The 25,650-nt window shown below is 42.5% G+C and carries 23 protein-coding genes; 15 read left to right on the forward strand and 8 right to left on the reverse strand.

Translation table 11 applies throughout. The features are described 5' to 3' along the window. Positions 1 to 42 precede the first annotated feature (42 nt). The 3 genes from glnA to E7L17_RS00635 form a co-directional block, all read right to left on the reverse strand. A complete protein-coding gene (glnA, locus tag E7L17_RS00625) occupies positions 43 to 1,377 on the reverse strand; it encodes a type I glutamate--ammonia ligase (RefSeq protein ID WP_316321334.1) in 1,335 nt (444 codons plus the stop codon). Positions 1,378 to 2,285: 908 nt separating this feature from the next. Continuing rightward, on the reverse strand, positions 2,286 to 3,572 hold the full coding sequence (gene eno, locus E7L17_RS00630; RefSeq protein WP_316321335.1) for a phosphopyruvate hydratase: 1,287 nt from the start codon (positions 3,570 to 3,572) through the stop codon (positions 2,286 to 2,288). A 236-nt stretch (positions 3,573 to 3,808) separates the two neighbouring features. Continuing rightward, positions 3,809 to 4,597: a ZIP family metal transporter gene (locus E7L17_RS00635; protein WP_316321336.1), complete on the reverse strand. Its 789-nt coding sequence runs from the start codon at positions 4,595 to 4,597 to the stop codon at positions 3,809 to 3,811. Positions 4,598 to 4,708: 111 nt separating this feature from the next. Here E7L17_RS00635 and E7L17_RS00640 point away from each other — a divergent pair, with 111 nt between their 5' ends. Beyond that, entirely contained in the window at positions 4,709 to 4,882 is a 174-nt protein-coding gene (locus tag E7L17_RS00640) for a hypothetical protein (RefSeq protein WP_187138285.1), read from the forward strand. Between the two features lie 139 nt (positions 4,883 to 5,021). Here E7L17_RS00640 and E7L17_RS00645 read toward each other — a convergent pair whose 3' ends face one another. The 4 genes from E7L17_RS00645 to E7L17_RS00660 all read right to left on the reverse strand — a co-directional run bounded on the left by E7L17_RS00645 (position 5,022) and on the right by E7L17_RS00660 (position 8,474). Beyond that, a complete protein-coding gene (locus E7L17_RS00645) occupies positions 5,022 to 5,534 on the reverse strand; it encodes a ferritin (RefSeq protein ID WP_085832273.1) in 513 nt (170 codons plus the stop codon). A 220-nt stretch (positions 5,535 to 5,754) separates the two neighbouring features. Then, entirely contained in the window at positions 5,755 to 6,984 is a 1,230-nt protein-coding gene (locus tag E7L17_RS00650) for an HD-GYP domain-containing protein (protein WP_316321337.1), read from the reverse strand. 137 nt (positions 6,985 to 7,121) lie between these two features. Further along, positions 7,122 to 7,298, reverse strand: coding sequence for a hypothetical protein (locus E7L17_RS00655; RefSeq protein WP_187138286.1), 177 nt, complete (start codon positions 7,296 to 7,298; stop codon positions 7,122 to 7,124). Positions 7,299 to 7,631: 333 nt separating this feature from the next. Then, positions 7,632 to 8,474, reverse strand: a complete 843-nt coding sequence (locus E7L17_RS00660; protein WP_316321338.1) for a deoxyribonuclease IV — start codon at positions 8,472 to 8,474, stop codon at positions 7,632 to 7,634. 294 nt (positions 8,475 to 8,768) lie between these two features. Between E7L17_RS00660 and E7L17_RS00665 the strand changes: the two genes are divergently transcribed. The 4 genes from E7L17_RS00665 to E7L17_RS00680 all read left to right on the forward strand — a co-directional run bounded on the left by E7L17_RS00665 (position 8,769) and on the right by E7L17_RS00680 (position 16,024). Next, positions 8,769 to 11,408, forward strand: coding sequence for a YhgE/Pip domain-containing protein (locus tag E7L17_RS00665; protein ID WP_316321339.1), 2,640 nt, complete (start codon positions 8,769 to 8,771; stop codon positions 11,406 to 11,408). A gap of 14 nt (positions 11,409 to 11,422) precedes the next feature. Next, the gene (locus E7L17_RS00670; RefSeq protein WP_316321340.1) at positions 11,423 to 13,648 is read left to right on the forward strand and encodes a YhgE/Pip domain-containing protein; all 2,226 of its coding nucleotides are present in this window, start codon (positions 11,423 to 11,425) and stop codon (positions 13,646 to 13,648) included. 89 nt (positions 13,649 to 13,737) lie between these two features. Further along, positions 13,738 to 14,532, forward strand: coding sequence for a lytic transglycosylase domain-containing protein (locus E7L17_RS00675; protein WP_410470637.1), 795 nt, complete (start codon positions 13,738 to 13,740; stop codon positions 14,530 to 14,532). 286 nt (positions 14,533 to 14,818) lie between these two features. Beyond that, positions 14,819 to 16,024, forward strand: coding sequence for an RtcB family protein (locus tag E7L17_RS00680; RefSeq protein WP_316321341.1), 1,206 nt, complete (start codon positions 14,819 to 14,821; stop codon positions 16,022 to 16,024). 80 nt (positions 16,025 to 16,104) lie between these two features. On the opposite strand, the gene E7L17_RS00685 is transcribed toward E7L17_RS00680, so the two are convergent. Further along, positions 16,105 to 16,515 (reverse strand): peptide deformylase, encoded by a 411-nt coding sequence (locus tag E7L17_RS00685; RefSeq protein WP_316321596.1) that lies wholly within the window; start codon positions 16,513 to 16,515, stop codon positions 16,105 to 16,107. A 223-nt stretch (positions 16,516 to 16,738) separates the two neighbouring features. On the opposite strand from E7L17_RS00685, the gene E7L17_RS00690 reads away from it, so the two are divergent. The 10 genes from E7L17_RS00690 to E7L17_RS00735 all read left to right on the forward strand — a co-directional run bounded on the left by E7L17_RS00690 (position 16,739) and on the right by E7L17_RS00735 (position 25,270). Continuing rightward, positions 16,739 to 17,371: a TetR/AcrR family transcriptional regulator gene (locus E7L17_RS00690; RefSeq protein WP_316321342.1), complete on the forward strand. Its 633-nt coding sequence runs from the start codon at positions 16,739 to 16,741 to the stop codon at positions 17,369 to 17,371. Next, positions 17,371 to 17,739: a hypothetical protein gene (locus E7L17_RS00695; RefSeq protein ID WP_316321343.1), complete on the forward strand. Its 369-nt coding sequence runs from the start codon at positions 17,371 to 17,373 to the stop codon at positions 17,737 to 17,739. Before E7L17_RS00690 ends, E7L17_RS00695 begins: the two co-directional genes overlap by 1 nt. A 22-nt stretch (positions 17,740 to 17,761) precedes the next feature. After that, the gene (locus E7L17_RS00700; RefSeq protein ID WP_316321344.1) at positions 17,762 to 18,175 is read left to right on the forward strand and encodes a flavodoxin family protein; all 414 of its coding nucleotides are present in this window, start codon (positions 17,762 to 17,764) and stop codon (positions 18,173 to 18,175) included. Between the two features lie 218 nt (positions 18,176 to 18,393). Continuing rightward, on the forward strand, positions 18,394 to 19,098 hold the full coding sequence (locus E7L17_RS00705; protein ID WP_316321345.1) for a response regulator transcription factor: 705 nt from the start codon (positions 18,394 to 18,396) through the stop codon (positions 19,096 to 19,098). After that, positions 19,099 to 20,511, forward strand: a complete 1,413-nt coding sequence (locus E7L17_RS00710) for a HAMP domain-containing sensor histidine kinase (protein WP_316321346.1) — start codon at positions 19,099 to 19,101, stop codon at positions 20,509 to 20,511. A 170-nt stretch (positions 20,512 to 20,681) separates the two neighbouring features. After that, positions 20,682 to 23,165, forward strand: coding sequence for an ABC transporter permease (locus tag E7L17_RS00715; RefSeq protein WP_316321347.1), 2,484 nt, complete (start codon positions 20,682 to 20,684; stop codon positions 23,163 to 23,165). A gap of 19 nt (positions 23,166 to 23,184) precedes the next feature. Beyond that, the gene (locus E7L17_RS00720; RefSeq protein ID WP_316321348.1) at positions 23,185 to 23,871 is read left to right on the forward strand and encodes an ABC transporter ATP-binding protein; all 687 of its coding nucleotides are present in this window, start codon (positions 23,185 to 23,187) and stop codon (positions 23,869 to 23,871) included. Between the two features lie 317 nt (positions 23,872 to 24,188). Beyond that, positions 24,189 to 24,488 carry a DUF2089 family protein gene (locus E7L17_RS00725; RefSeq protein ID WP_316321349.1) on the forward strand — a complete coding sequence of 100 codons (300 nt, stop codon included), beginning with the start codon at positions 24,189 to 24,191 and terminating at the stop codon, positions 24,486 to 24,488. Continuing rightward, positions 24,485 to 24,778, forward strand: coding sequence for a hypothetical protein (locus tag E7L17_RS00730; RefSeq protein WP_316321350.1), 294 nt, complete (start codon positions 24,485 to 24,487; stop codon positions 24,776 to 24,778). Before E7L17_RS00725 ends, E7L17_RS00730 begins: the two co-directional genes overlap by 4 nt. Before the next feature lie 258 nt (positions 24,779 to 25,036). Further along, a complete protein-coding gene (locus tag E7L17_RS00735; RefSeq protein WP_316321597.1) occupies positions 25,037 to 25,270 on the forward strand; it encodes a DUF3781 domain-containing protein in 234 nt (77 codons plus the stop codon). Positions 25,271 to 25,650: the final 380 nt, after the last annotated feature.

Below are 25,650 nucleotides of genomic sequence, written 5' to 3' on the forward strand. Positions count from 1 at the left end.
ACGGTCACACCCCCGTTGGAAAAATTGGTGCCTTACCGGCTCTCAGAATTTCTCGAGATATTCCTCTAGCTCCCATTGGGTTACCGTGCTGTTGAAACGGTTCCATTCCTGTTCTTTTGCTTCAATGTACTTTTGGTACACATGCTCACCCAAAACCTCACAAAGAAATGGGTCTCGCTTTAATTCCTGAACCGCTTCAATCAGATTCGCGGGGAGGCAGTCAATTTCTTTCTCCTGCCGTTCGTCGGGGGTCATATCGTATATATTGGAGCCAACCGGAGCGGGCGGTTGTAGCTCCTCGCGAATGCCCTCGAGACCAGCGGCAAGCAAAACCGCTAGCTGCAAATAGGGGTTCGCTGCAAGGTCGGGGTTGCGAAGCTCAACGCGTGTGCCAATGCCCCTTGCACTCGGTACGCGAACCAACGCACTGCGGTTACCGGTCGTCCACGCAATGTAGCGGGGTGCCTCATAACCGGTCACAAGGCGCTTATAGGAGTTCACAATCGGGTTGGTAAACGGGCAGATTCCTTTAATATGGCGAATCACACCCGCAATAAAGTGGTGTGCCAATCGGCTCAGCCCGGTTTCACTTTCGGGGTCATAGAACACATTTTCTCCGTTTTTAAAGAGAGAAATGTTTGTGTGCAAGCCCGAACCAGCCTGACCTGAAAGAGGCTTTGGCATAAACGACGCGCAAAGGCCATGCGCATTCGCTACGTTTTTCACCACCATTTTAAAGGTCATCATCTGGTCGGCGGAGCACAGCGCCTCCTGATATTTAAAGTCTATTTCATGCTGTGCCATGGCAAGCTCATGGTGAGAAGCTTCCACCTCGTAGCCCATTTCTTCCATGGTAAGACAAATGTCCCGGCGGGCGCTCTCCCCTAAATCGGCAGGGCCAAGGTCAAAATACCCGGCAGTGTCGTGCGTAACGGTAGTGGGGTGCCCAAACTCATCCGTATTGAAGAGGAAGAATTCGCACTCAAGCCCTACATTGAGGGTAAAGCCCATTTCGGCAGCATTTTTGAGAGCCCTTTTCAAAATGTAACGAGGGTCACCCTCAAAAGGAGTTCCATCCGGCTTATAAACATCGCAAATTAAGCGGGCGGTTTTGCCGCCAAGTTGCCTGCTCCAAGGCAGAATCAGGAACGTGTCTAAATCCGGGTGCAGATACATGTCGGATTCCTCAATGCGGACAAACCCCTCGATAGAGGAACCATCGAACATACACTCATTGTCCAGAGCTTTTTCGATTTTCCCGCTGGTGATGACCACGTTTTTAATCGCGCCGAACATATCGGTAAACTGCAGTCGAATAAAGCGGACGTTATTTTTCTGAATCTGCTCCAGAATATCCGCCTTTGTATACCTGCTCAAACACCTCTACCTCCTTAAAAATAAAAACAGCAAGGCCGCTCTTTGTCAGAACCTCCTCGCTGTCATAGAATTTATGAATAATATCGTATATATTGTAACTATTTATACGTTGCTTGTCAATCATTTTCCGATTACTTCTCTTATTTTATGGTAATGCACAAATTTCCCCGTTTCGCCGATTCATTTCCCGACTTTCTCACGGATAGAGGACTAAATTTAGGCAATTCTAAGTCTTTTACATATTGTACCAGAATGCACAAATCTAACGATTTTTCTGCACAAATTGCTAGATACCCGCAGATTTTTTTGATTATTATGCAGGAATTCCATTGAATAAATGCAGATTAGTGCTTGTTTTTTCTCTTACAGTAAGCTTGGTATGTCTGCCTACCTATGTAGTGCTATATTGTGTGCCATAGCAAAAATAACGCAATCCCTTTACGAATTACGCTATACTTACTTTAATTGACGAAAAACAGATGAAATAAGCGAAGAATGCGGTTACAGCGCGGCTTAGAGAGGTTTTCTTTTCTTTTTCATATATAATATCATTTCACTATACATTTTAAAAAAACAAATAAAAAAGCGCAACAGTTACTGAATAATTATTCAGTAACTGCGTAAAAATTAGGTTGATTTCTTTTGTTACTAAGCAAAGCATTATAATTAGCAATTACCATGCTTGTGGGTTTAATGTTAGGATGTAACGAAACAGAAAGGACGAACAATGTACTATAATTACTACAAATTAGACCAAACCAAAAAGTTCGCTTAACAGCTTCTGCTTTTGTTTTTATATTTAGAGTATTCAAATAGTAGAAATAACAAGTGCAGATTATAAAAAAGGCAATGAAGATAGTTTATCTTCATTGCCTTTTCGCTCCGCTCACTCGCGAAGAGATATTCTATTATTTGCAGTCGTAGCAAGCCTTACCCGGGTAGCGGGAAGATTTGCCCAAATCCTCTTCAATGCGAAGAAGCTGGTTGTACTTTGCAACGCGCTCACTGCGGCTGGGAGCACCAGTCTTAATCTGGCCTGCGTTCATCGCAACTGCCAAATCCGCAATGGTGGTGTCCTCTGTTTCACCGGAACGGTGAGAAACAACGGCAGTATAGCCTGCGCTATGAGCCATTTTAATAGCATTGAGTGTTTCGGTCAAGGAACCAATCTGGTTGAGCTTAATCAGAATGGAGTTACCGCAGCCGAGCTCAATACCCTTTTGCAGGCGCTCTGTGTTTGTTACGAACAAATCGTCACCAACAAGCTGAACCTTGTCGCCCAAACGATCGGTCAGCTTCTTCCAGCCATCCCAATCTTCTTCGTCAAGGCCATCTTCAATGGAGCGAATGGGATATTTGGAAACCAAATCCTCCCAGAATGCAATCAGTTCATCTGTGGTATAGTGCTTCTGGCTCTTCGGCAGCAGGTAAGTGCCTTTGTCGCTCTTCCATTCGCTGGAAGCCGCATCAATTGCCAGCATGAAATCATCGTAGGGCTTGTAGCCGGCTGCCTCAATAGCACGCAGCAGGTACTGAACTGCCTCTTCGTCACTCTTCAGGTTCGGCGCATAGCCGCCCTCATCGCCTACTGCAGTGGAGAGACCCTCTTTTTTCAGAATCGCTGCCAGAGAATGGAACACCTCTGTGCACATACGCAGGCCCTCACGGAAGTTCGGAGCGCCAACAGGCATAATCATAAACTCCTGAATATCAACATTGTTTGCAGCATGAGCGCCACCATTTACAATGTTCATCATAGGAACAGGAAGAGTGTCAGCAGCAGCGCCGCCCAAGAAGCGGTACAGCGGAACACCCTGTGCTTTTGCAGCGGTCTGTGCAGCAGCAAGAGAAACTGCCAGAATCGCATTTGCACCCAGGTTCGATTTATCCTTGGTTCCATCGAGCTCAAGCATAGCAGCATCAATGGCAGCAACATCAGAAACGTCCATGCCAATCAGGCGGTCACGGATGATGGTGTTGATGTTTGCAACAGCCTTCTGAACGCCCTTTCCGCCAAAGCGGGCTGCGTCCTTATCTCTTAGCTCCAACGCCTCAAACTGGCCGGTAGAAGCACCGCTGGGAACAGCCGCACGAGCTGATACGCCATTTTCCAGTAAAATCTCCGCCTCAACGGTTGGGTTTGCGCGGGAATCCAAAATCTCCCTGCCTTTTACGTCTTTGATTTGATAAGCCATAAAACCGCTCCTTTATATTTATTGGCAGCATCTTAATATGCGCCGGTATAGCAGCTTAGTGAAAGAAAAGCAAGCTCATATCGCCTTCCACACCCATAAATATATCATATGTTTTTATTTTGTCAAGCGAATTATAAGCAATTGGACATACAAGAATTCTTTAGAAAAATAGCCATTTTTCCCTCATTTAAAGTGAAGTCGAATGCACGGTATCTCAGTATTGGTAGAAATAGAATTTAACCCAATGCCACATCTAGTATCATCATTAAAACAAAACCGCCCATTACGCCTAGTGTTCCTACATTGGAATGTTCGCCACGGCTGGCTTCGGGGATTAGCTCTTCTACAACCACATACAGCATTGCACCCGCCGCAAACGCCAACAGCCAAGGCATGAAAGAGAGCACGTGGCTTGCCAGAAGAATGGTGATGACTGCAAACACTGGCTCAACCGCACCTGATAACATACCACCCAAAAAGGCCTTTGATACGCTAAGACCCTCTTTGCGCAAGGGTAAAGAAATTGCCGCACCCTCTGGGAAGTTTTGAATTCCCATACCAATTGCAAGTACAACCGCGGCGCTAAGTGCTCCCTGCTCTCCACTTTGCAAAGCAAGTGCAAAAGATAGCCCCACGGCCATGCCCTCTGGAATATTATGTAGGGTAACGGCTAAAAACAAAAGCGTTGTTCTCTTCCAAGAGGAAGAAACACCCTCCGGCTGGCTTTCCCCTAAATGCAAATGTGGCAGCACATTATCCAAAGCCAAAAGAAAGAGGCCGCCTAAAACGAAGCCGCCCGCAGCGGGAATCCACCCTACCTGCCCTTGTTGCTCTGCCTGTTCAATCGCTGGAATTAACAGCGACCAAACCGAAGCGGCAATCATCACACCGCTAGCAAAGCCCAATAATGCCTTTTGTACATTTTCATGAATTGTACCACGAAAGAAAAATACGAGCGCCGCTCCCAACGTAGTCATAAAAAACGGGAACGCAAGGCCAAACGTTAGCCAAGAAACTGAGTTCATAACATCTCCTATTCTATTTCCTTGAGAAAAAAGGTCTCGCTCTGCGTATGGTGTAATTTCCCTGCCATAATGCAGAGCCAGACAACACATAGTAAAACAGGGTGATACTTTGTGAAAGCTGAAAATTTAAAAGATTTGATTCGCCGAAGCAGCAGTAGCAGGCAATTTTTTATGTCTCTACCCGTTCCGGATCAAATGGAACTGCACCGGTACAACGAGCACGTTAAAACAGCGGATCAATTGCGCCGCTATGCCGATTATTTGCAAACCAATGGCCATTTATAGCTTCCACTATTACCGGTGTAACAAAAAAGGGTTTGTCCTGTTGGGCAAACCCTTTTGCGGTTCATGGACTATGGCGGTAACAACAATGCGAAAACAAATGGTGTTACACCGTTAGCCTTTTACCCGCAGACTGTAACTCTTACAGTACCAAGCTGGGTGCCGCATACACTCTGGCTGCCAACTCTTGATCTAACAGGTACAAGCCCTTGGAGTCAGAACCGAACAGCTCTATTTTCTTAATTATGGTTTCTGCATTGGTCTCTTCTTCGCCCTGCTCCTTTACGAACCAATCAAGGAACTGCATGGTGCGAAAATCTTTTACCGTATAAGCCTCTTCATAAATTTTATGAATCAGGCTGGTTACATATTGCTCGTGCGCAAGCGAGGCCTTTGCCGGGCTGATTAGATCACTAAACTTTGTATCGGGTTTTGCAATTGCCTCCAAAACGATTTTCTCGTTATTGTTCTGCAAGTATTGCAGAAACAGCATTGCATGGTCACGTTCCTCCTGCGCCTGAATCTGATACCAATTGGAGAAACCGTCCAGCCCTTCATCCTTATAGTAATTGGCAATATCCAAATACAAATAAGCCGAGAAGAACTCTTTATTAATTTGCGTATTGAGCAGCTCTACCACTTTTTCATTTAACACAAATATCACTCCTTTGGTTTTTTTAATTTAATAGCCAGTTTGGTTTTACTTGTAACACACTATGTTAAAAGCAAAACCATTGCTTTGCAGTAAAAATCAATCCTTTTTTCTATATTTCTTATTATACCATGTTGCCTTTGTAAAACAAGACTACTCGATGGAAAAAATGCCCGCTTTCCCGGTCACTTTCTTAGTGTATATAACGATAATTATTCTCATTTTATAAGATTTGCTTTTTCTTTATCAGCTTTAAATCTTCCTCGTAAAAGGCAACGCCTAGAACCACTTCGATGTCCTTTACAATGGAAGCATCAATCAGGTTTTGTTTTGCCATTGTGTCTAAAATGCTGACTGCATCTACATGAGAAAGCGCAGGGCGGTAGGGTCTGTCTTCCGTTAATGCTTGGTATATATCTACACAAGCAAGCATACGAGAGTTAAAATCAAGCTGCTCCGCAGTTAAACCGTAGGGGTACCCCTTGCCGTTGAGTTTTTCATGGTGGTTTGCTGCCCATTCGGTAATATCTTCAAAGCCTTGCACCATTTCAAGCGCCTTGCGGGTGTAATAGGTATGCGACTGTACTATATCAATTTCTTCCCGAGTAAGACTTCCGGGTTTATCTAAAATTTCATTTGGAACCATAATCTTTCCTAGGTCGTGCAGATCTGCTGCGATGCGCATTTTCCAATACTCATCTTCCCCGTAACCATAGTAGCGGCACAAAATACCCACTTTTTTACTAATACCACGCGAGTGCCCTCCAGTAAAGGGTGACTTTGCATCAATAATATTACTGTATAGCTGCGAGATACGGCGAATATTGCGAAAGCCGATTTCTTTGATTTGATGAGGGAGCAGCCGCTCCAGCTCAAGCTTAATAAACATGGGCTGCATATTCAGCCAGAATTCCCCATGCTGCGATACGCGGTAAAATAGCTGCAATAGTTCGGGGTCGTAAAGCTGCGAATCTTTTTGCAGCATCGCCATAATGTCGCGCGTGGAGTTTCCCTGTGCGTACTCCACTGCAATTCGGTTGGCCAAAGAGATTAAACGGGAGTAAAAGGGAATGTCTTCTCCGCTCTTACCAAAAAAACCGCTTCCATCATAATTTTCATGGTGATACAAAATAACACCGGGAATGGGGTTGTTAAAGGGGAAGAAAGACACGTTTTCTTCCCCAATTTCGCAATGCCGAACATTTTTTTCAAGCCCAGCCATATTGATCGGCCCTCTGTCTAACAAAGAGCGCGTAATTCCATTGTCGTGCAGAAGTGCATAAGAAATTAAATCGAAAAAGTCTGACTGCGGAAGATTTAATAACCTTGCAATTCGAGCGCAAATATACGCCACATGTCTGGTATGATTGGTAACGTCTTTGAGTAAATCTTTTTCCACAAAATCCAATGTAAAGGAAAAAGAAAGTAGCATTTGATTCACATTTAGTTTCATGATTCAGCCTCTTATTTTCGCATCCGATTGCCTAGCTATGTAATTGTATTTCAACAAAATGGTATTTGTAATTATTTTATCGGATGTTTCGTCTGAAAATGAATGAATTCTAGGGAAAAACTTCCACGTATCTAAAATTAAATACGGTACTTTGACTTCCAATCGATAAGCTGCCGCAATATTTCATCGCGAGATTCACCCTTTTTAAGCGCCATGTCGTCTAAAAGGCGGTAAAAGCTTGGAAAACCCGTTCCAAAAGGGTCTTTTACTTGCTGAATTCTGCGGTCCATTTTTTTAATCTCATCCTGCGTCACAATATAACCTCCATTTTAAAAATAACCTTTATTCACTGAATTCCCTCATTAGCACCGCATTATTGAAAAAGAAATAAATTTTAAATGTTTTATTTACAAAAAATTCTTATTTATTTGTTATATTATAACATGGTTAAGAATATTAATCAATTTTCATTTACGTGAAAATGACATAAAATGAATAGTGTAATTTCCGAATTGGCTCCATTGCGTCAGCTACATAGCTCAAATTTTCTAACATACAATTCTTTCGGTAATACAACAAAAAAAGAAAGGCCAATTTTCATGACCCTTCTAAATTTTATATAAATGGACTAATTCTCCATAACTCTGCTATTGCTCCGACTCACGGTACATACTTTTTAGTAAGGCGATTTCCTTTGCGTAGCCGAGAAGTTCATTTGGAGTTTCTAAATAAAAAGGCAAGTTATGCAGTACGGGATGATTGATAATCCGTTCCATTGCAGAAAGCCCCAAACTACCCTCACCTATTTTTTGATGGCGATCTTTATGGCTGCGGAAGGGATTCATGCTGTCGTTGAGGTGAATTGCCTTTAATCTGCAAAGACCAATTTCTTTATCAAACTGGGTTAGTACTTCATCCAAGTCGTTTACCAAATCGTAGCCGGCATCATACACATGGCAGGTGTCGAGGCATACGCCCATTTTATCCTCTAAAGAAACTCGGTCTATTATTTGGCGTAACTGTGAAAATGTACAGCCTACCTCAGTGCCTTTTCCAGCCATCGTTTCAAGCAATACCGTAGTGGTTTGGTCTGGGGTTAATATGGCATTAAGAACCTCTGCAATTAGTGCAATGCCAACCTCTTCCCCTTGGCCGGTGTGGCTGCCGGGGTGAAAATTATAATAGCTGCCTGGCAAATACTCCATTCGCTGTAAGTCATCCTGCATTACAAAGTGTGCAAATTCTCTTACCTTTGGGTCAGCAGAGCAAGCGTTAAGCGTATAGGGAGCGTGAGCCAAAATGTGGCTGATTCCCTCTTTCTTTGCTAGATCGCGAAGTGCGGCAGCATCGTTTGGGTCAATTTCTTTTGCCTTGCTGCCACGTGGATTACGCGTAAAAAATTGAAATGTATTTGCACCAATGGAGAGCGCATCCTTCCCCATTGCATAAAATCCTTTTGCAGATGATAAATGGCACCCTATTTTTAGCACGGTATTTCCCCTCTTTCCTATGATTTGAACTTTCATTTGTAAGCCTTATAGAAAAGTTTTCAATCGAATATTGAAAATCATTCTTTATTTATAGATTTCAGTATACCTTTATTTACTGTTTTTGTCTCTTATTTTTTCTATATAAAATAGAAATTATAGATTCATTCTTTTGTTCTCACTTTCCTAAATATTTCTGTCCATTGACAAAATAAAGGAATCGTGTACTATTATTAACCATGCACAAACCGGAAAACCAGTTTGCGGGCAATCGGCCCACCCTAGAGAGGAGCACACATGAAATTTCAAAACATGCGCAAGGTCTTTATAAAAGATTGGCGCAGAATACTTCGCAATCCTGTTGCACTCATTATTACAGTTGGTATTTGTATTCTCCCGGCACTCTATGCTTGGGTAAATATAAAAGCATGTTGGGACGTATACGAGAATACCGGTAATATACCGGTTGCCATCGTCAACAATGACCGCCCTGTTGAATTCCATGATAAAGAAGTAGACATTGGTAGCGGTGTTGTTGATAAACTCAAAGAAAATAATAAAATCGATTGGAAATTCGTAAGCAAACGCCAAGCAGACCTTGGCCTTGCAGACGGAACCTACTATGCCTCCATTGAGCTGCCCGAAGACTTTTCAGATAGCTTTACCACTCTGTTTTCAGAAAACCCTGTCAAACCCAAAATCATTTTTAAAATAGATACAAAGGTGAACCCTGTTGCTGAAAAAATTACAGAGAGCGCAAAAAACACCTTAGTACAAGAAATTAAATCGAATTTTGTTTCAACGGTAAATGAGGAGATTTTCTCTTCATTAAACCCCGTGGGAGAAGATGCGGATAAAAACCTGCAAAACATTATTAAGATGAAGGATGCCATTGTAAACCTAAACCGAAATATGGATGTCATCACTTATTCACTTGATAATTTGAATACGAATTCCATTAACTTAAATCAATTTTTAGTCAGCATGAATACCGCTTGGCCAATGGTAGAGAGCAGCCTAGAAACGGCAAATAAAAACGCAATCAACCGGCAAGAGCTTTCGCGGGATGCGCAGAAGCGGCTCGACAATTCTCTGACTTATATGGATACGAACCTATCTTACGTTCAAACCTCCAGTGAGCGTATTCACGCGCTGCTTACCGAGCTGAATGATGCCGCAAAAGAAGGCAGTACCGCTAAAATGGATACCGCCTTTTCTAATTTGGACGCAGCCTTTGGTGGTATGACTTCCTCAATTGACGCTACCTCTTCCTACCTTAAAAAGTACCGCCAAATCGACTGGGGCAAGGATGCGGAAAACGCACAGAAAAACCTAGCCACATTACGTGCCGCTCTGGTAAAATCACGCTCTCAATTGGTGGAGCTGCAAAAGGGCCTAAAAAGCCTGGATGCAGGCTCAAAAGCCTTTTACGATTATTTAGACAAAACTGTTCCTGAACTGGAAAAACAAGCGCAGGCACTTGACCAGTCCCTCAGCTCTATGATAGCTACTCTCGAGGCACTCAACAGTTCGTTGAACTCACCCCAGCTGCAAGGCTTAATTAGCTCCCTAAAATCGTTGCAGGATTCCGGCATGGGTAAGAATTTGATTACCACACTGAAGCAGATTCAGGCCTCCCGCAATTCCACTGCACAAGCAATCGCTTCCGCAAATCAAACGGCAGCAACCGTTATTGGTATGATTGACGATGCCATCCCGAAAATTGATAAAACAAATGATTTTTTGAAAAAGGTGGAGGGAAATCAATCCGATAAAAAAACACAGCTCACCAAAATGATTCGCTCGCTTGATTCCGTTGCTGCAGAGGTGGATAGCATGCGGGGAAAACTAAATACCCTTCACACACAAGCCGACGCAGCGGCTCAGATTACTGCTGGGAAAGCAAATACCATAAACGACGATTTGTACCAGATGGAAAGCCAATTTACCACCCTTTTAAAGGATTATAATGATAGCATTCGTGGCGACGTAAATGTAATCGGCCAACGTTTGGTCTCTTCCGCAGACAATGCCGCCAAAATTTCGCAAACCACGCAAAAACTGGGCACTGAAATAGGTGCCATGTTAAAAACGGCGCAGTCCGGCTCAGAGCTTTCTACCGATGTAACCGGAACATTAAAAAGCAAGCTTAAGGAGTTTAAAGGAAGCATTGAATCTCTAGGCAGTAAGCTGGAGCTTATCGACAACAACGACATTGTACAGATTATCTCCATTATGCAAAGCAACCCCGAGTTCATGGGCGATTTTGTCGCAAAGCCGTTTGAACAAAATGTAGAATATATTAACGCCATTCCCAATTACGGCTCCGGCATGGCGCCGATTTATACCACTCTGGCACTTTGGGTCGGCTGCCTTATTTTAAACTCTATTTTAAGGTCTCGCCCGCGCGATATGGAGGGGCTTGAGCATTTAACGCTGCGCGAAAAGCACTACGGCAAAATGATGACCTTCTGCTCTATGGCACTTATACAGGGGCTTGTCATCTCACTTGGCAACATTCTTTTACTCAAGATTTATGTGGTGAACGCCTTGCTGTTTGTTATGGTTGGCGTGTTCTCCTCCCTAGTATTTTGCATAATTACGTATACCCTGTATTCCACACTGGGCAATGCGGGTAAAGCACTGGCAATTATTTACATGATCTTTCAGATTCCCGGCAGTGGTGGTACCTACCCCATCCAAGTAGATCCGCCCATTTTCAAAATTCTTCAGCCGCTGTTCCCGTTCTCTTACACCGTGAGCGGCTTTCGCGAGGCGATTGGCGGCCCCCTTACCAGCCAGGTTCTTTTGGATTTTTCTGTACTGGGCCTGTTTGCCGTTGTCTTCCTCATTTCTGGGTATTTTGTTGTTCAGAGAATGGCGGAACCGGTACATCGCTTTGAAGAAACATTTGAAAGCTCCGGCCTAGGCGAATGAAAGGGAAATGTAACATGAAACGACTTAAAAAACTTGGGGCTATCCCCGCTAAAATAAAATCGGGCCTGCATTACATTGCTCAAAACCGCATTCGTCCCGTTTTTATGGTCTTTTTTCAAGATATGCGAACCATCCGCCACAACAAAGCCACACTTGCCGTAGTTATTGGTTTATGTATCCTCCCCTCCCTTTATGCTTGGGTTAATATTTACGCATGCTGGGACCCCTACGCAAACACCGGCAATCTCCCGGTGGCGATTGTAAACAACGACGAAGGTGCGGTTGTAAATGGAGAGATTATCAATGTTGGCGATAAGATAATAGAGGAACTCAAAGAAAACAAATCCATCGGCTGGCAATTTGTAAGCGATTGGCAAGGTAACTATGGCCTAAGCCAAGGGAATTACTACGCCATGATTGAAATCCCCCGTAATTTTTCGCAGCGGCTGGCGAGTTTAACCACCTCCACTCCACAAAAACCGGTTTTAACGTACCGTGTGAACGAGAAGCTCAATGCCATTGCTTCTAAAATTACAACGGTTGCAAAAGACCGCTTAATCGAAAACATTGAAAGCAGCTTTGTAAAAACGGTTAACGAAAAATCGATGGATATCATCAATGAGAAAACGCAGGATACCGATATAACCCCCTCCCGCTTGGAGGATTTTAAAACTACTCTAAAAAAAGCTGACGGAGATATTACTCGTGCAAAATCGATTATCGATGAGGCCAGTAAAAACACCAAAAGTTTTCAGATCTACCTCGATGAAGCAGCGGCGCTTTCCCCTACCATTGCAGACCAAATCAACGGTTTGCAGCAAATCACGTCGTCTGCGGCATCCCTTACCCAAAAAACGCAAAACACTATACAATCAATTGCCGCCAATATTAGTGCGGATTTAAATCGTATGCAGGAGCTCAACCAACAAAACCAACAGTTGATTACCGCACTTCGCAGTATCAACAACAATACGCTGGATGAAAACACCAAGCGCATTGCCCAGCAAAACATTGCCCTTTGCAAATCGATGGATATTCTATTAGAAACGGATATAAAGGACCTTACCGAACTAAATAAGTCGTACGATATGAGCGCACTTACCTTGCTCATTAACTCTTTAAAGTATGCGGACCGTCTTATAAATACCCAGCACGATTTACTCCAAAAAATAGTGGATTCCAAAAACAGCACCTCTAAGGAAGCAAGGGATGAAATGCTTACCACCCTTTCTAAGCTAAGCGACGAAAATGCTCAGCTTACCAGTAACCTTGCTACTACCTATTCCACGCAGGGCGCGCCACTGCTCAGCAGCCTAAGCAACAGCATGGTACAGTCTCTTAACAACACCAGCGACCTGATTGGCTCCACTATGGCAATTGTTCCTCAGTTGGATGCCCTAGCTGCATTATCAAAGGCATCCAGTGAATTATCGCTGCAGCGCGGCATACAAATGACCGATTTGCTCAATACCCTCCAAAAGGATTTAAATCACGTGCTCGGCAAACTGGATGACATCTCAACCGAAGACCTAGAAACCTTGCAGGATTTAGTAGAAAACCACCCTGACTCCATTGCCGATTTTATTTCTTCCCCTCTTAATGTTGTAGAGGAGGAAATCTATAAAGGCGGTACCTTCGGTGAAGGTCTTACCCCGTTCTATTCCGTACTTGCCATTTGGGTGGGTGCTCTGCTCCTCTGCGCATTCTTAACGGTACACTGCAAAGACCCCGAAGGCTATCATCTAAACCTCAAGCAAAAGCATTTTGGCAAAATGAACCTGTTCTTATTCTTGTCGCTGATTCAGTCAACCATTATCACCGTGGGTGATGTTGTTGTTCTGGGGGTACGACCAGAGAACTTTGGATTGATGATGCTGTTCAGCTTACTGTGCTCTATCACATTTGTTGTTATTATTTTTACTTTGGTTTCTTTGTTTGGAAATGTCGGCAAAGCCATTGTCGTAATAATGATGGTGTTCCAAATTGCGGGCGCCGGTGGTATTTACCCCATTCAAACCAACCCGCATGTATTTGGTGTATTGCACCCACTCTGGCCGTTTACTTACGGCATCAACGGCTTCCGTGAGGCGATTGCTGGCCCAACATGGGATAGCGTATATGAAAATATTCGGTCACTTCTCTGCTTTATTCTTGTATTTCTTCCCTTGGCTGCACTGAAGAAGCCCCTTCATAAAGCAAATACGCTCTTTGAGAAGATGTTCCAACAATCTGGTATTTAATTTCCCATTTTAATACCAAAAGGATTGACAAACGAACGACCTTGTATTAGCCTAAGAATAAGTAAAATGTCGAAAAAGGAAGTGTTGTTTTGAACACATTGGAATTTCCAAGCATCAGCGCAGCTGCTTTGGGCAGCAGCACCCCGCAGATTACAGACAAATCTGCACCACAAAACGGCACCTCTTTTTCCAGCGTTTTGGATTCTGTTCAGCAAAGCACCAGTCTGGATGCCATGTTTCAAAAGGCTTCCCAAACCTATGGCGTCCCTTTGAATCTGCTTAAGGCGGTTGCAAAAGCGGAATCCGATTTTGACCCGACGGTGGTATCTACTGCCGGTGCACAGGGTATTATGCAGCTTATGCCGGGTACCGCAAAAAGCCTTGGCGTAAGTGACCCGTTCGATGCAGAGCAGAATATTATGGGTGGTGCTAAATATTTAAGCCAGCTTCTGCGCAAGTATGAGGGTGACGAAACCCTAGCTGTTGCCGCGTATAACGCAGGCACGGGTAATGTAAAAAAATACGGCGGTATCCCCCCATTTAAGGAAACACAGAAATATGTGCAAAAGGTAATGAAGCTGTCCGGTTCCGAGTTAACAGCCGGTACGGTTCCCCTTACGGTGCAGGCAAATACGGTTGATGAGCGTTACCCCGTCTCTGCAATTAGTGAAGGAGTCTCTCCCTCAACCATGGGTGCAACCACTTCGGAAAGCTACCTGATGATGAAGCTGTACCAGTATCAGGCTCTACAGGCTTTATTTGCGGATTCAGAACAAACACAAAGCCCTATGGCGAGCTTATTTTCAGACTCCATGCTTTCGCAAGACTCCTCTGTAAATGTGTTTTCAAACCCAACTGAGGATGCACTCACAAAACTATTCTAATGCATGATTTGACAGATTTTTAATGGTTTATAAAACAAGTGGGCATACTGTCTGTTTCATTTTCAGGCAGTATGCCCTTTTCGCAACTTAATCGCTTTGGGCATAATAAATTTACAGCGATATTGGACACTACTCCAATACTACTTGCGCTGTTTTCTTTACTAAGCCCACACCGGCTAAAGTTAGATGGAACTGGGGATATTACAAAGAGCAATTGAAATGCAATAAATCGTATTGAGAGCCCTCGCTGTGCTCGGCAGCGACTGTACCATCGAAGGAGAAATACATGTTAGAACTAAACGGAAAATACAACACCGCAAAGGTGTTTACAGAGGTGGTGGATCAGGCATCCATTACCCAAATTATTGAACTGTGCAACCAAGAGTTTACACAAGGCAGCCGCATTCGACTAATGCCGGACGTTCACGCTGGCGCGGGCTGTACGGTAGGAACAACCATGACCATCACCGATAAAATTGTTCCCAATTTAGTAGGAGTGGATATCGGCTGTGGGATGGAAACGGTAAAACTGAAAGAAACCCATATTGAGCTGCAAAAGCTAGATAAGCTCATCTATGCGAAAATTCCTTCCGGCTTTGCCATACGGGAAAAGCCGCACCGCTATATGCAGGAGATTAACCTGACCAAGCTTTATTGCTACAAAGAAATCAACCCCCAGCGTGCAGAAAAGAGCCTTGGCACCCTTGGCGGCGGTAACCATTTTATCGAAGTGGACATCGACGATGAAGGGCGTTACTACTTGGTGATACACTCCGGCAGCCGACACTTGGGGCTAGAGGTAGCAAATTACTACCAGAATGAAGCTTACCACCAGTGCAACGGCAGCGGCGAAGAAGATGTTCAGGCGCTTATTGAGCAGTTAAAAGCGGAGGGACGAGAAAAGGAAGTTCAAAAGGCCATTAAGGCTTTAAAGAACACCAAGCGAACCGCTATTCCCAAAGCCCTTTGCTACCTCTCTGGTGAGCTGTTTGACCACTATATTCACGACATGAAGCTCATTCAGCAATTCGCGCTTTTAAACCGCAAGGCAATGGTAGACGAAATCCTCCGTGGCATGGGTCTGCATGTGGATGAAAGCTTTACCACCATCCACAATTATATTGACACCGAGGCCATGATTCTGCGAAAAGGTGCTGTTTCTGCCAAAGCAGGAGAGCGCCTGCTTATTCCTATTAACATGAGGGATGGCAGCCTGATTTGTGTAGGACGCGGCAATGAGGATTGGAACCGCTCCGCCCCTCACGGCGCAGGGCGGCTTATGAGCCGAGGTACGGCAAAGCAGAGCTTTACTGTATCGGAGTACAAAAAACAGATGGATGGTATTTATACTACCTCCGTGGGAAAAGCCACACTGGATGAATGCCCTATGGCCTATAAACGGATGGAAGACATTATTGAAAACATTGGCGACACGGTAGAGATTGAGAAAATCATTCGCCCGGTCTATAACTTTAAGGCTGGTGAGGAATAAGCAGTTAAAAAAGAGAAAGCCTTGGGTAACAAACACCCAAGGCTTTCTCTTTTGCATCTTCCACGTTGCTTTGCAATATTTTAAATAATAACTCCGTTGCAGTGGTCAATCTCATGCTGAATGATTTGTGCCGTCCAGCCCTTATACGTTTTTATTCGCTCCTGAAAGTTTTCATTCTGGTAGCGCACTTTAATGGATTTATAGCGTTTCGTCGAGCGGTTTCCTTCTAGGGAAAGACATGCCTCCTCCGTTTGAAAAGGCTCGCTTGCTTTGATAATTTCCGGATTAAAAAGAACAAGAGCAGTTCCCTCGTCATCCACTACAATAATGCGCTTTAGCACCCCAATCATATTGGCAGCTAACCCTACACAGCGCTCTGCATTTGCAGCAAGCGTATCGAGCAAATCCTGTGCAACTTGTGCATCAGCTGGTGTTGCAGGCTCTGACGGCAGGCGAAGAAAGAGTTCATCTTTTACGATTTCTTGTATCATGTATTTCACACTCGCTTTCTCTTTTGTTTATGAAAGATTGGAATAGTCGTACACCAAAAATAACAGAAACACACGTGTTCTGCTTGATGTTTGCCAGAGAGACCACAATTGCCTATAAATAAAAGTTTAGATATCATTTCGCTTTTCTTCTTGACAAGTGAACAATCGTTCACTATAATCGTAGTGAGCAGATGCTCACCATGATTATAACTGGGAGGTTAACATGCCTAAAAACGAGACACGGGATACAAAAGAACTTATTTTAACAGTGGCATTAAAACTGTTTTCTGAAAAGGGTTATGATGGCGTTGGCATTCGTGATATAGCAAAGGAAATCGGAATACGGGAAAGTGCCCTTTACAAGCATTATAGCGGAAAACAAGATATATTCAGTTCAATCCTCAAAGACACAGAGCGTCGTTACCAAGAAGAAGTTTCAACTTTTATTCCACCTGAAAGCATGACCAATATTCTCTCAGGCGAAAGTGATGTAAGAGAGGAATTATTCCGTATTAGCGTAACGATGTTCCGATTCTATCTTAACGGTGAATATGGTTCCCAACTGCGTAGAATGTTGACAATGGAGCAGTATCGAACCTCAGAGGCTAGCAAGTTCTTTCGTGACATTATAATAGACAATGGATTAGATTATATTTCGGGTGTGTTCACTCATTTAATCAAGGATGGAGTTTATATTGATGCTGACCCCATGATAATGGCTTTGCAGTTCTATTCCCCCTTATATTTGCTGTTATCCAAATATGACAATCAGCCAGAAAAACAGGAAGAGGCTTTCTCTTTTTTAGAGAGACACATTACGATGTTCAATAAAACCTATATGAGAGGCGATAAATAGTGAAAGCAACTGGAATATTGGCAGCAGAGTGGCTGATAACCAGCCTGATTGTTTATTCAGGTCTTTCCGGCAAGCAAATATTATTCATCAATGGGCCGAGAGCGGCTGTTATTACTTTGGGCGCAATCGGATTCGCAATGTGCACCATTATGCCAACCATCGGCATATTTATCCGCAATGCACCTGCTCACCCACTTACCATCATGGGGTACCTCTTTGGAACCATTGCGCTGCTTACAACAGCAACACAACTATTCAAATGGAAAATCCCTTTGCTTTATGACCCCAAGATTGCACTTTTGGTAGTTGCAGGGTGCATTATCATAAAGTCGATTATTGGTAGACTTGTTCCGCTAATCGTTAAATAAATCGCTCAAAGGAGGACTATTTATGAATATTGAAGTCCGTTATTATTCGAAATCAGGTAATACAAAAAAGGTTGCAACTGCGATTGCCAAACAAGCAGGTGTACCCGCAAAGTCAATCCATGAGCCGATACAGGGCAAAGTAGACATTCTGTTTTTAGGAACAGGCATATATGCTTTTGACATTGACCCTGAACTAAAGGAATATATCTCTACTCTACACCCAGAAAATATCAAAACGGTAGTTGTTTTTAGTACCGCGGCTATTGTGAGATCCGCATATGAAAAGACGAAAAGATATCTTCAAGAGCAAGGACTTTCTGTATCTGAACATGAATATCATTGCCCCGGGCATTATATGTTTTTGCGTACAGGCCGGCCTAATTCTGATGATTTAAAAAAAGCCGCGCAGTTTGCTGAGTCTTGCTTGCATACATAACCCTACTCCATGCCGCGTGGATGCTACAACGCTTAAGTAACTCTTAAAGAAGATGTGCTCCCTTGTTTTTATTGGATTCGGCATATATACTAAAAGATATATTTACATGTAACCGTGTTATAATTTTCAGCAGTACCAGATTATTATAACTTATTTTTGCACACACATAAATGTAAAAGTCTTTTAACAGCAGCTAAAACAGACAGCGGGTGAAAAAAATGACAAGTAAAATCTTATTGGTAGATGACGAAACAGATATCGTCCATTTAATACAAGAAGTCTTGCAGCAAGACGGTTTTCAGTCGATTCAAACAGCTTCTACGGGGCTCGAGGCGTTGCAAATATGTCGGGAGTTTCAGCCCGATGTCGTTGTGCTCGATGTTATGCTCCCAGACCTTGACGGCTTTGAGGTTTGCAAAAAGATCCGGGAGTTTTCTTACTGCTCGATTCTCTTCCTTTCCTCTAAAAATGATGATATTGATAAGATACTTGGCCTTTCCAGCGGAGGGGACGATTACATTACCAAACCATTCAGCCCGCGAGAAGTGGTATATCGTATTAAAGCGCAGCTTCGCCGCCAGCAATACCAATTATCCGCTGACTCAAGCACAAACACAGTTCTGAATGTTGGCTCTCTTTCTTTAAATCGGGATAGTTGCCGAATTTATAAAGATGGGCAAGAAGTTGCCCTTACTGGTCGGGAATTTCTTTTATTGTCTTATTTCATGGAGAATGCCGATAAAATAATCAGCAAAGAACGTTTATATGAGCAGGTATGGGGAGAATACAGCAGCATTTGCGATAATACCATTATGGTTCATATTCGCCACATTCGCGAAAAAACAGAAGAAACGCCATCCGCTCCCCAACAGCTTATTACGGTGAAAGGCTTAGGGTATAAGTTGAAGAAAAGGGCTGATTAAATGAAGAAATCTGGCTTTCGTACTATTTTCCACGTTTATTTCATTTTCTTTCTCTCATTGCTTGGAGCAATGATAGCGGCTATTATCCTTTTTTATTTCTTAATAACCGTAAGAACACCCAATGGCACCTTAACAAAAAGCGATTGGCCGAAATCATTCACGCAAGATTTTAGCACGCAATTTTTATTTGAGGATGATAACGTACAAATAAAGCAGGCGGGCATTGAACGATTGCAAGAAAACGGCATTGGCCTGCAAGTTTTAGATAGTACCGGACACGAAATATACAGCTATCAGAAGCCAATACACGCAAACTCCTCTTTTTCTAATATTGAGCTGCTGCATCTTTACCAAACAAGTCAATTCGAAAATAACAATACTACGTTAATGGTTGGAACCATTACGAATCGCGGTAATGATTATATATATCTCCTCCATTTCCCTGTTAAAATCTCAAAAACGACCATGTATTTAAATGGAGAGAGATTTACAGGTGGGAAAACTATTATCCTCTATATAGCGGGAGCCCTCTTAATCGTCGTGCTCGTTTCAGGTATTCTGTATGGATTTTGGGCAACACGGGTTATGAGCCGCTTAACAGTGTGCATGAAAGAGATAGCCGCACGCAGTTACTTTCCGATTGAGGCTCAAGGCGCTTTCGGTGATGTATATAATAGTTTAAACACTTTAAATGAAGAAATAAAAGCTAGTGACAAACTGCGAGAACAAACAGAACAAATGCGCGAAGAATGGATTTCGAACATCACTCATGATTTAAAAACACCCTTATCGCCTATAAAGGGTTACGCTGAATTATTGCAGGAAAAGGGAAGCAAAACTGAGGAACAATGCCAGCGCTATGCGAAGGTAATACTCAAGAATACGGCCTTTATGGAAAAACTGATTGACGATTTAAAATTAACGTATCAATTAAAGAACGGCCTAATTCCCTTAAACATACAAGAGCAAAACATTATCCGTTTTTTAAAGGAATTGGTAATCGATATGTTAAATACCCCTGCATATGAGAACCGTACCATTCACTTTGAAGCGAATGAAAAAAGCATTTTGTATTCCTTTGATCAAACGCTTTTTACAAGGGCGTTTCAGAATTTAATTATCAATGCTTTTGTGCATGGAGATGAAAACACAGAGGTTTCTCTGCAAATAACCAGTTCAGATTCTATACTGCAACTAATTGTGTCTGATAACGGAAATGGAATGACAGCAGAAGAAACAGAATCACTCTTTGAGCGTTACTACCGAGGAACCAATACGGAGCACAAACCTGAGGGAACGGGATTAGGGCTTGCTATTACCAAAAGAATTGTAGAGCTTCACACGGGCGCAATTTCTGTAACTAGTATACCGGGTAGAGGAACCACTTTTCAGATGCAATTCCCCATAAATTAAGGTTTATTAAGCTTCCCTAAAAAGTAGATTAAGGTTGGCAGTGTATCATTTTTATATGATGACTGCCAACCTTATTTTAATTTATAGCTACCTCATTGCAGGCATTTTAAGTGTTTTAAAACGGCATTGTATATCACCATTTTTAATGCAACAAGAAAGTAGGTGTTTCTTTGAAAATTATATTAAAATACATTCTAACAAATCTAAAAGAACACAAAACAAGAACCGCTGTTATGCTGCTCTCCATTCTTCTTTCCACCACATTGATGTTTGTGTCATTTTCCATTGGTACATCTTATGAGAGTGCCCAGCGGAAGATGGCGCGTGGCATGGCAGGAAGTGCAACTATTTCCGTCACCGCCACAGGGAATGGTAATTACATTGATATTCGAGCCATTCCAAACTTACCCTCTATTGGGGCGAGTGTTGGTATGCTGGAGCAAAGCTCGTTATATCACGAAAAAGGATATTACGAAGCAATTGACCTGATTGCTTGCGACCATTCCCAGTTAGACCAAATCAATTCGCCACGTTTATTAGGTAATGGTAACATTACGGACTTTTCCGGCAACAAAATCATACTGCCCGACCGTTTTACATCAAAATATGGGATTCACAAAGGCGACACCATTTCCCTGCAAATCAAAGGAAATCTTATTAATTTCACCGTAGCGGAGATTGCCGCTTATGATACTGTTTTTTTACGGCACACAAGGGGTGCAACTGCCCTTTTACCGCTCTCAACATTAGCAAAGCTTTTAGGGCAAACAGACGGATTCAGCAAGGTATTTCTAAAACCAGCCGAGGGGGTCTCCACGAGTGATTTGGTAAAGGAACTGAATGCAAAGCTTCCTTCCAGTGGGTATCAGATTTCTAAAATCATCAACGAAGATCAGCTTACCGCAGATGCAAGACAAAAGTCGATGCCATTCTTCTTAATCAGCTTTTTCTCCCTTACCATTAGTATTTTTATCATTTACAGCAGCTATAAGGTAATCACATTAGACCGCTTACCGGTAATTGGTACCTTTCGCAGCATTGGGGCTACGCAAAAGGCAGTAACCCGTATTCTTCTTTGGGAAAGCTTGTTGTATGGCTGCATGGGTGGATTCATTGGTATTCCTATCGGAATAGTTGTGCTGAAATTCATTTTACAGGGAATGGGACAATCTTTCTCGCAAGGGATTGAAATTCCCATCGTAATTACACCGCTAAGCATCATCGCTTCCTTTACAATGGCGGTTACCGTTTCTTTGCTAAGTGCGTGGTTCCCCGTGCGCCGGGCAAGCCGCCTGCCCATTAAAGAGGTTGTTTTGGGAACGGTTGAAGAAAAGCGCATCCCCCGCCGCTTTATTGTTGTATTTGGAATCGTTTTGTTTCTAATTTCTGCACTTTTACCGCAGGCCGCTTCGGGGAAATTGCTATATTTGGCGGGTGGGGTTTCTTTATTAGGGATGATTGCTTCGACAATACTTCTCATTCCACTCATAACCAATCTGGCTTCCGTAGGGCTGGAGCACCTGTATGGCCTGATTTTGAAAAATGAAGGCAAACTTGCTGCTCGGAATATGAAGAACAACAAAAGCACGGCACAAAATATTACATTGCTTTTCATCAGCATTTCCGCCGTGATTTCGATCAGCATTGTTGGGAATTTTGTAACCACTTATATTAGTGATGTATTTAAGGGTGCAGAGCTGCAAGGCTTTGCTGACGGACAAATAAAGCCGGAATTTGTAGAGCAAGTAAAAAAGATGGATGGCATTGAGAAGGTGCTTCCCCTCTATGTATTTAAAAATAATACACAAGGCAACGGAATGACTTTTTCAAGATTAGAGGCAACGGACAATTTAGAGTGGTATCGTTCTATGCTTGCACTCCACTACACAAAAAACGGGATGGAAAAGCAGTCCGATGCTGCGTTTGCATCCGAACGCTCCATCATTCTAAGTGAAAGCTGTATCAAACGCATGGGAGTTTCCATAGGTGAAACGCTTATCGTCTCAAACAAAAGCGGCTCTAATTCCTATGTAATAGTCGGCAGTTTTAAGTCCCGCGCAACAGATGTGGAAGCCGTAATTCCATCATCCTACGCAACTATGGATTTTGGTAAGGTAGACTACGGATTTTTAGCCTACACCGCCGCTGACCCCGATGCAATTATGGTGCAAATCCGTAATCTATTCGGAGATACTCCAAACTGGAGCCGAACCGTGCAGGAATTTAATACCGATGCTCTTTCTACTGTAGGTGCCTTTTTGCAGCCCATGCATAGTATGACCTACTTTATTTTGCTACTGGCGACGGTGGGAGTTATCAATAATCTTCTGATTCACTATATGCAAAAAAGGCGCGTAACTGCTATGTATAAGTCTGTTGGACTCAGCAACCGGCAAACTGTAAAAATGACATTAATAGAAGGATTTACCTCTGGTCTGATTGGCGCAACAATCTCCATTTGTATTTCCTATATGGAAATACAAACAATCTTTCGAGTCGCCGGACCTAAAATCTCTATGATACCGGAGCTTCATGCCGAGACATTCCTCGTTGCCGGGGCTATGGGAATACTGGTCACGTTGCTAGGATCTATTGTTCCCATTGTAAAAAGCCGTAAAATGAAATTAGTAGAAGAAATCAAATTTGAATCGTAATTAATTGGAGGGTTTATCGGTGACACCATTAACCAGTTCCATTGCTGTTGAAGGCAAACATATTATAAAAGACTTTCAGCTTGGGAATACCACAACCAACGTATTAAAAGACATATCTGTGCAGGTGATGCAGGGAGAATTCGTATCCATTATGGGACCGTCCGGCTGCGGAAAAAGCACTCTTCTTTATATTTTAGGAGGGTTAGATGCCCCAACCAAAGGCTCGGTTCACTTGAACGGAATAGATATCTCTCATTTCACAGATGAAAACATGAGCCGATTTCGACGGCAAAAAATAGGGTTTGTATTTCAGTTCTATAATCTGATTCCAAACCTCAATGTAGAAGAAAACATCATGCTCCCCTTGCTTTTAGACGGTAAAAAAATGAGGGATTACCAGAATCCGTTACGCCACATTTTAGAAGTAGTGGGTTTATCAGATCGGCGTACGCATACTCCCCGCGAACTCTCTGGCGGTCAGCAGCAGCGTGTAGCAATCGCCCGCGCACTGATTACAAATCCTGAAATTCTATTTGCAGATGAACCTACCGGGAATCTGGATAGTAAAGCAGGAGCTGGAATCATGCGCCTGCTTTATGATATTAACCGGGAAAACGGGCAAACAATTATTATGGTGACACATTCGCCAGAGGCTGCGAAGAGCAGCAGCCGTATCATTACTGTTCGAGACGGAGTGATTGAGTAACCCTATTTTAAACCCAAAACTAAAACAAGCTTAGACAAAATAGCTTTGCTTATACCGAAAATATGGGGCTTCTATTTATCCATACACAATAATCAATAAAGCAAAAAGGAGCAGTCATTTTCTCACATGGCTGCTCCTAACTGTTGAGTTTGAAGGTTGGATCAAAGTTCATATTTGTAGTACCTTTCCTTTCGTAGCAAAAAGTCTGTGCTTAATATGGAATTGTTGGTATATATACAATACTATTTTAATATTGACTTTAATATAATTTAGTATATAATAAATTATATTAAAGTTATTATGAAAGGAAAACTTAAATGGATATTAATAAGATCCCTCTTTGGCTGCTTTCTCTCGAATTAGAAGATGCTGCCTTTCTTAAAAATTTCGTATTAAAATCTGGTTCCTTAAAAGATATTGCAAAATTATATAATGTATCTTACCCTACCGTTCGATTACGGTTAGATAAGCTGATTCAAAAAATAGAGATAGGAGATCAACAGGAAGAAGAGCCATTTCAAACCTTTATTAAAGGCTTAGCCGTTGATTCTCGAATTGATTTGGAAACTGCAAAAATAATCATAGAAAAATATAAAAAAGAAAAGGGGAAAGAATGATGGAACTGGTTATTAGCTTAGGCGTTGCCGCAATCTTGATGGCGGTAGAGTATTTTCTTAGTTCAAAACTAAAAAATCCAATATGGGGTGGAATAATCCCTTTTATACTAATCATTGCAACTATTTATATTTTTTCAAGCGGACTTCTACCCTTTGGCAGAGAAGCTTTTTTTCCATTTCTTTTACTTATTTCATTTATGCTCGGGGATTGGATTTCTGGCCGTGAAAAGTATAAAAAAAATCTACAAAAAGAATTGGATCAAATGAAAGCTAAAGATATGGGGGATTAAGTCATATAAACCAGTGAGGGCAACGATATGAAACAGTTTACCACTGAAGAATTAAATGAGGCACTCCGCGCCATCAATTCGATTATTCACAAATGCGAAAAGGCACAAGAGAATTTCCCAGAGGGAAAATCACAGCACACTCTTCTAAAAAACCGGTTAAAAGCAATGGAGATATCTAAAGCACTCATTACTGAGGAACTAAGTAACATAGAGCCCACAGAACCACAGGATTTTTTTGATGATTTCTATAAAACCGAACTGCTGCTTTTAAACTTAGAACAACTGCATACGACAGAGATGGGAGCACAACGCATTCAGAAAAATCTGTGTTTGAACACAGAGGATGTAGTTGGTTGGTGCAAAGAAAAAATAAAAGCCGCTAATGCCCAAATTACGCGAAAGGGCAAGAACTGGTACATTACCGTGGCCGGGAGTATAATAACCGTAAATGCTCACAGCTACACGATTATTACAGCACACAAACAAAAATAAAAACGCATTACGACCCATGAAATGTCGTAAATGTGTACCATAAATTCAATACCTGCCGCATCGTGATGTGGCAATAATATTACAGTTGCACAAGGACTTATTTTGATAGTGATACGGTCATCAGAGCGTTCTAAACTTTGATTCAATTTCGTATATTTGGGTTCCGTTAGTTTGTGGTCGCCCTATGTCATCATGGCGTTCGCATTGATTGAAATTCCGGTGTTCCTATCCCTTTCGGCACGCACATACTGCATGCATCAGGTAGCTTAATTTAATTAAATAGAATTGATAAATCCCCCCTCCAATGTAACCGATTTGGAGGGGGGATTTATCAATTACAAAGCATCGGTTGGCATTATCTTCTGTTTAATCTTCGCTTA

Source organism: Clostridium sp. (assembly GCF_032576335.1).
Taxonomy (GTDB): domain Bacteria; phylum Bacillota; class Clostridia; order Oscillospirales; family Acutalibacteraceae; genus Faecalispora.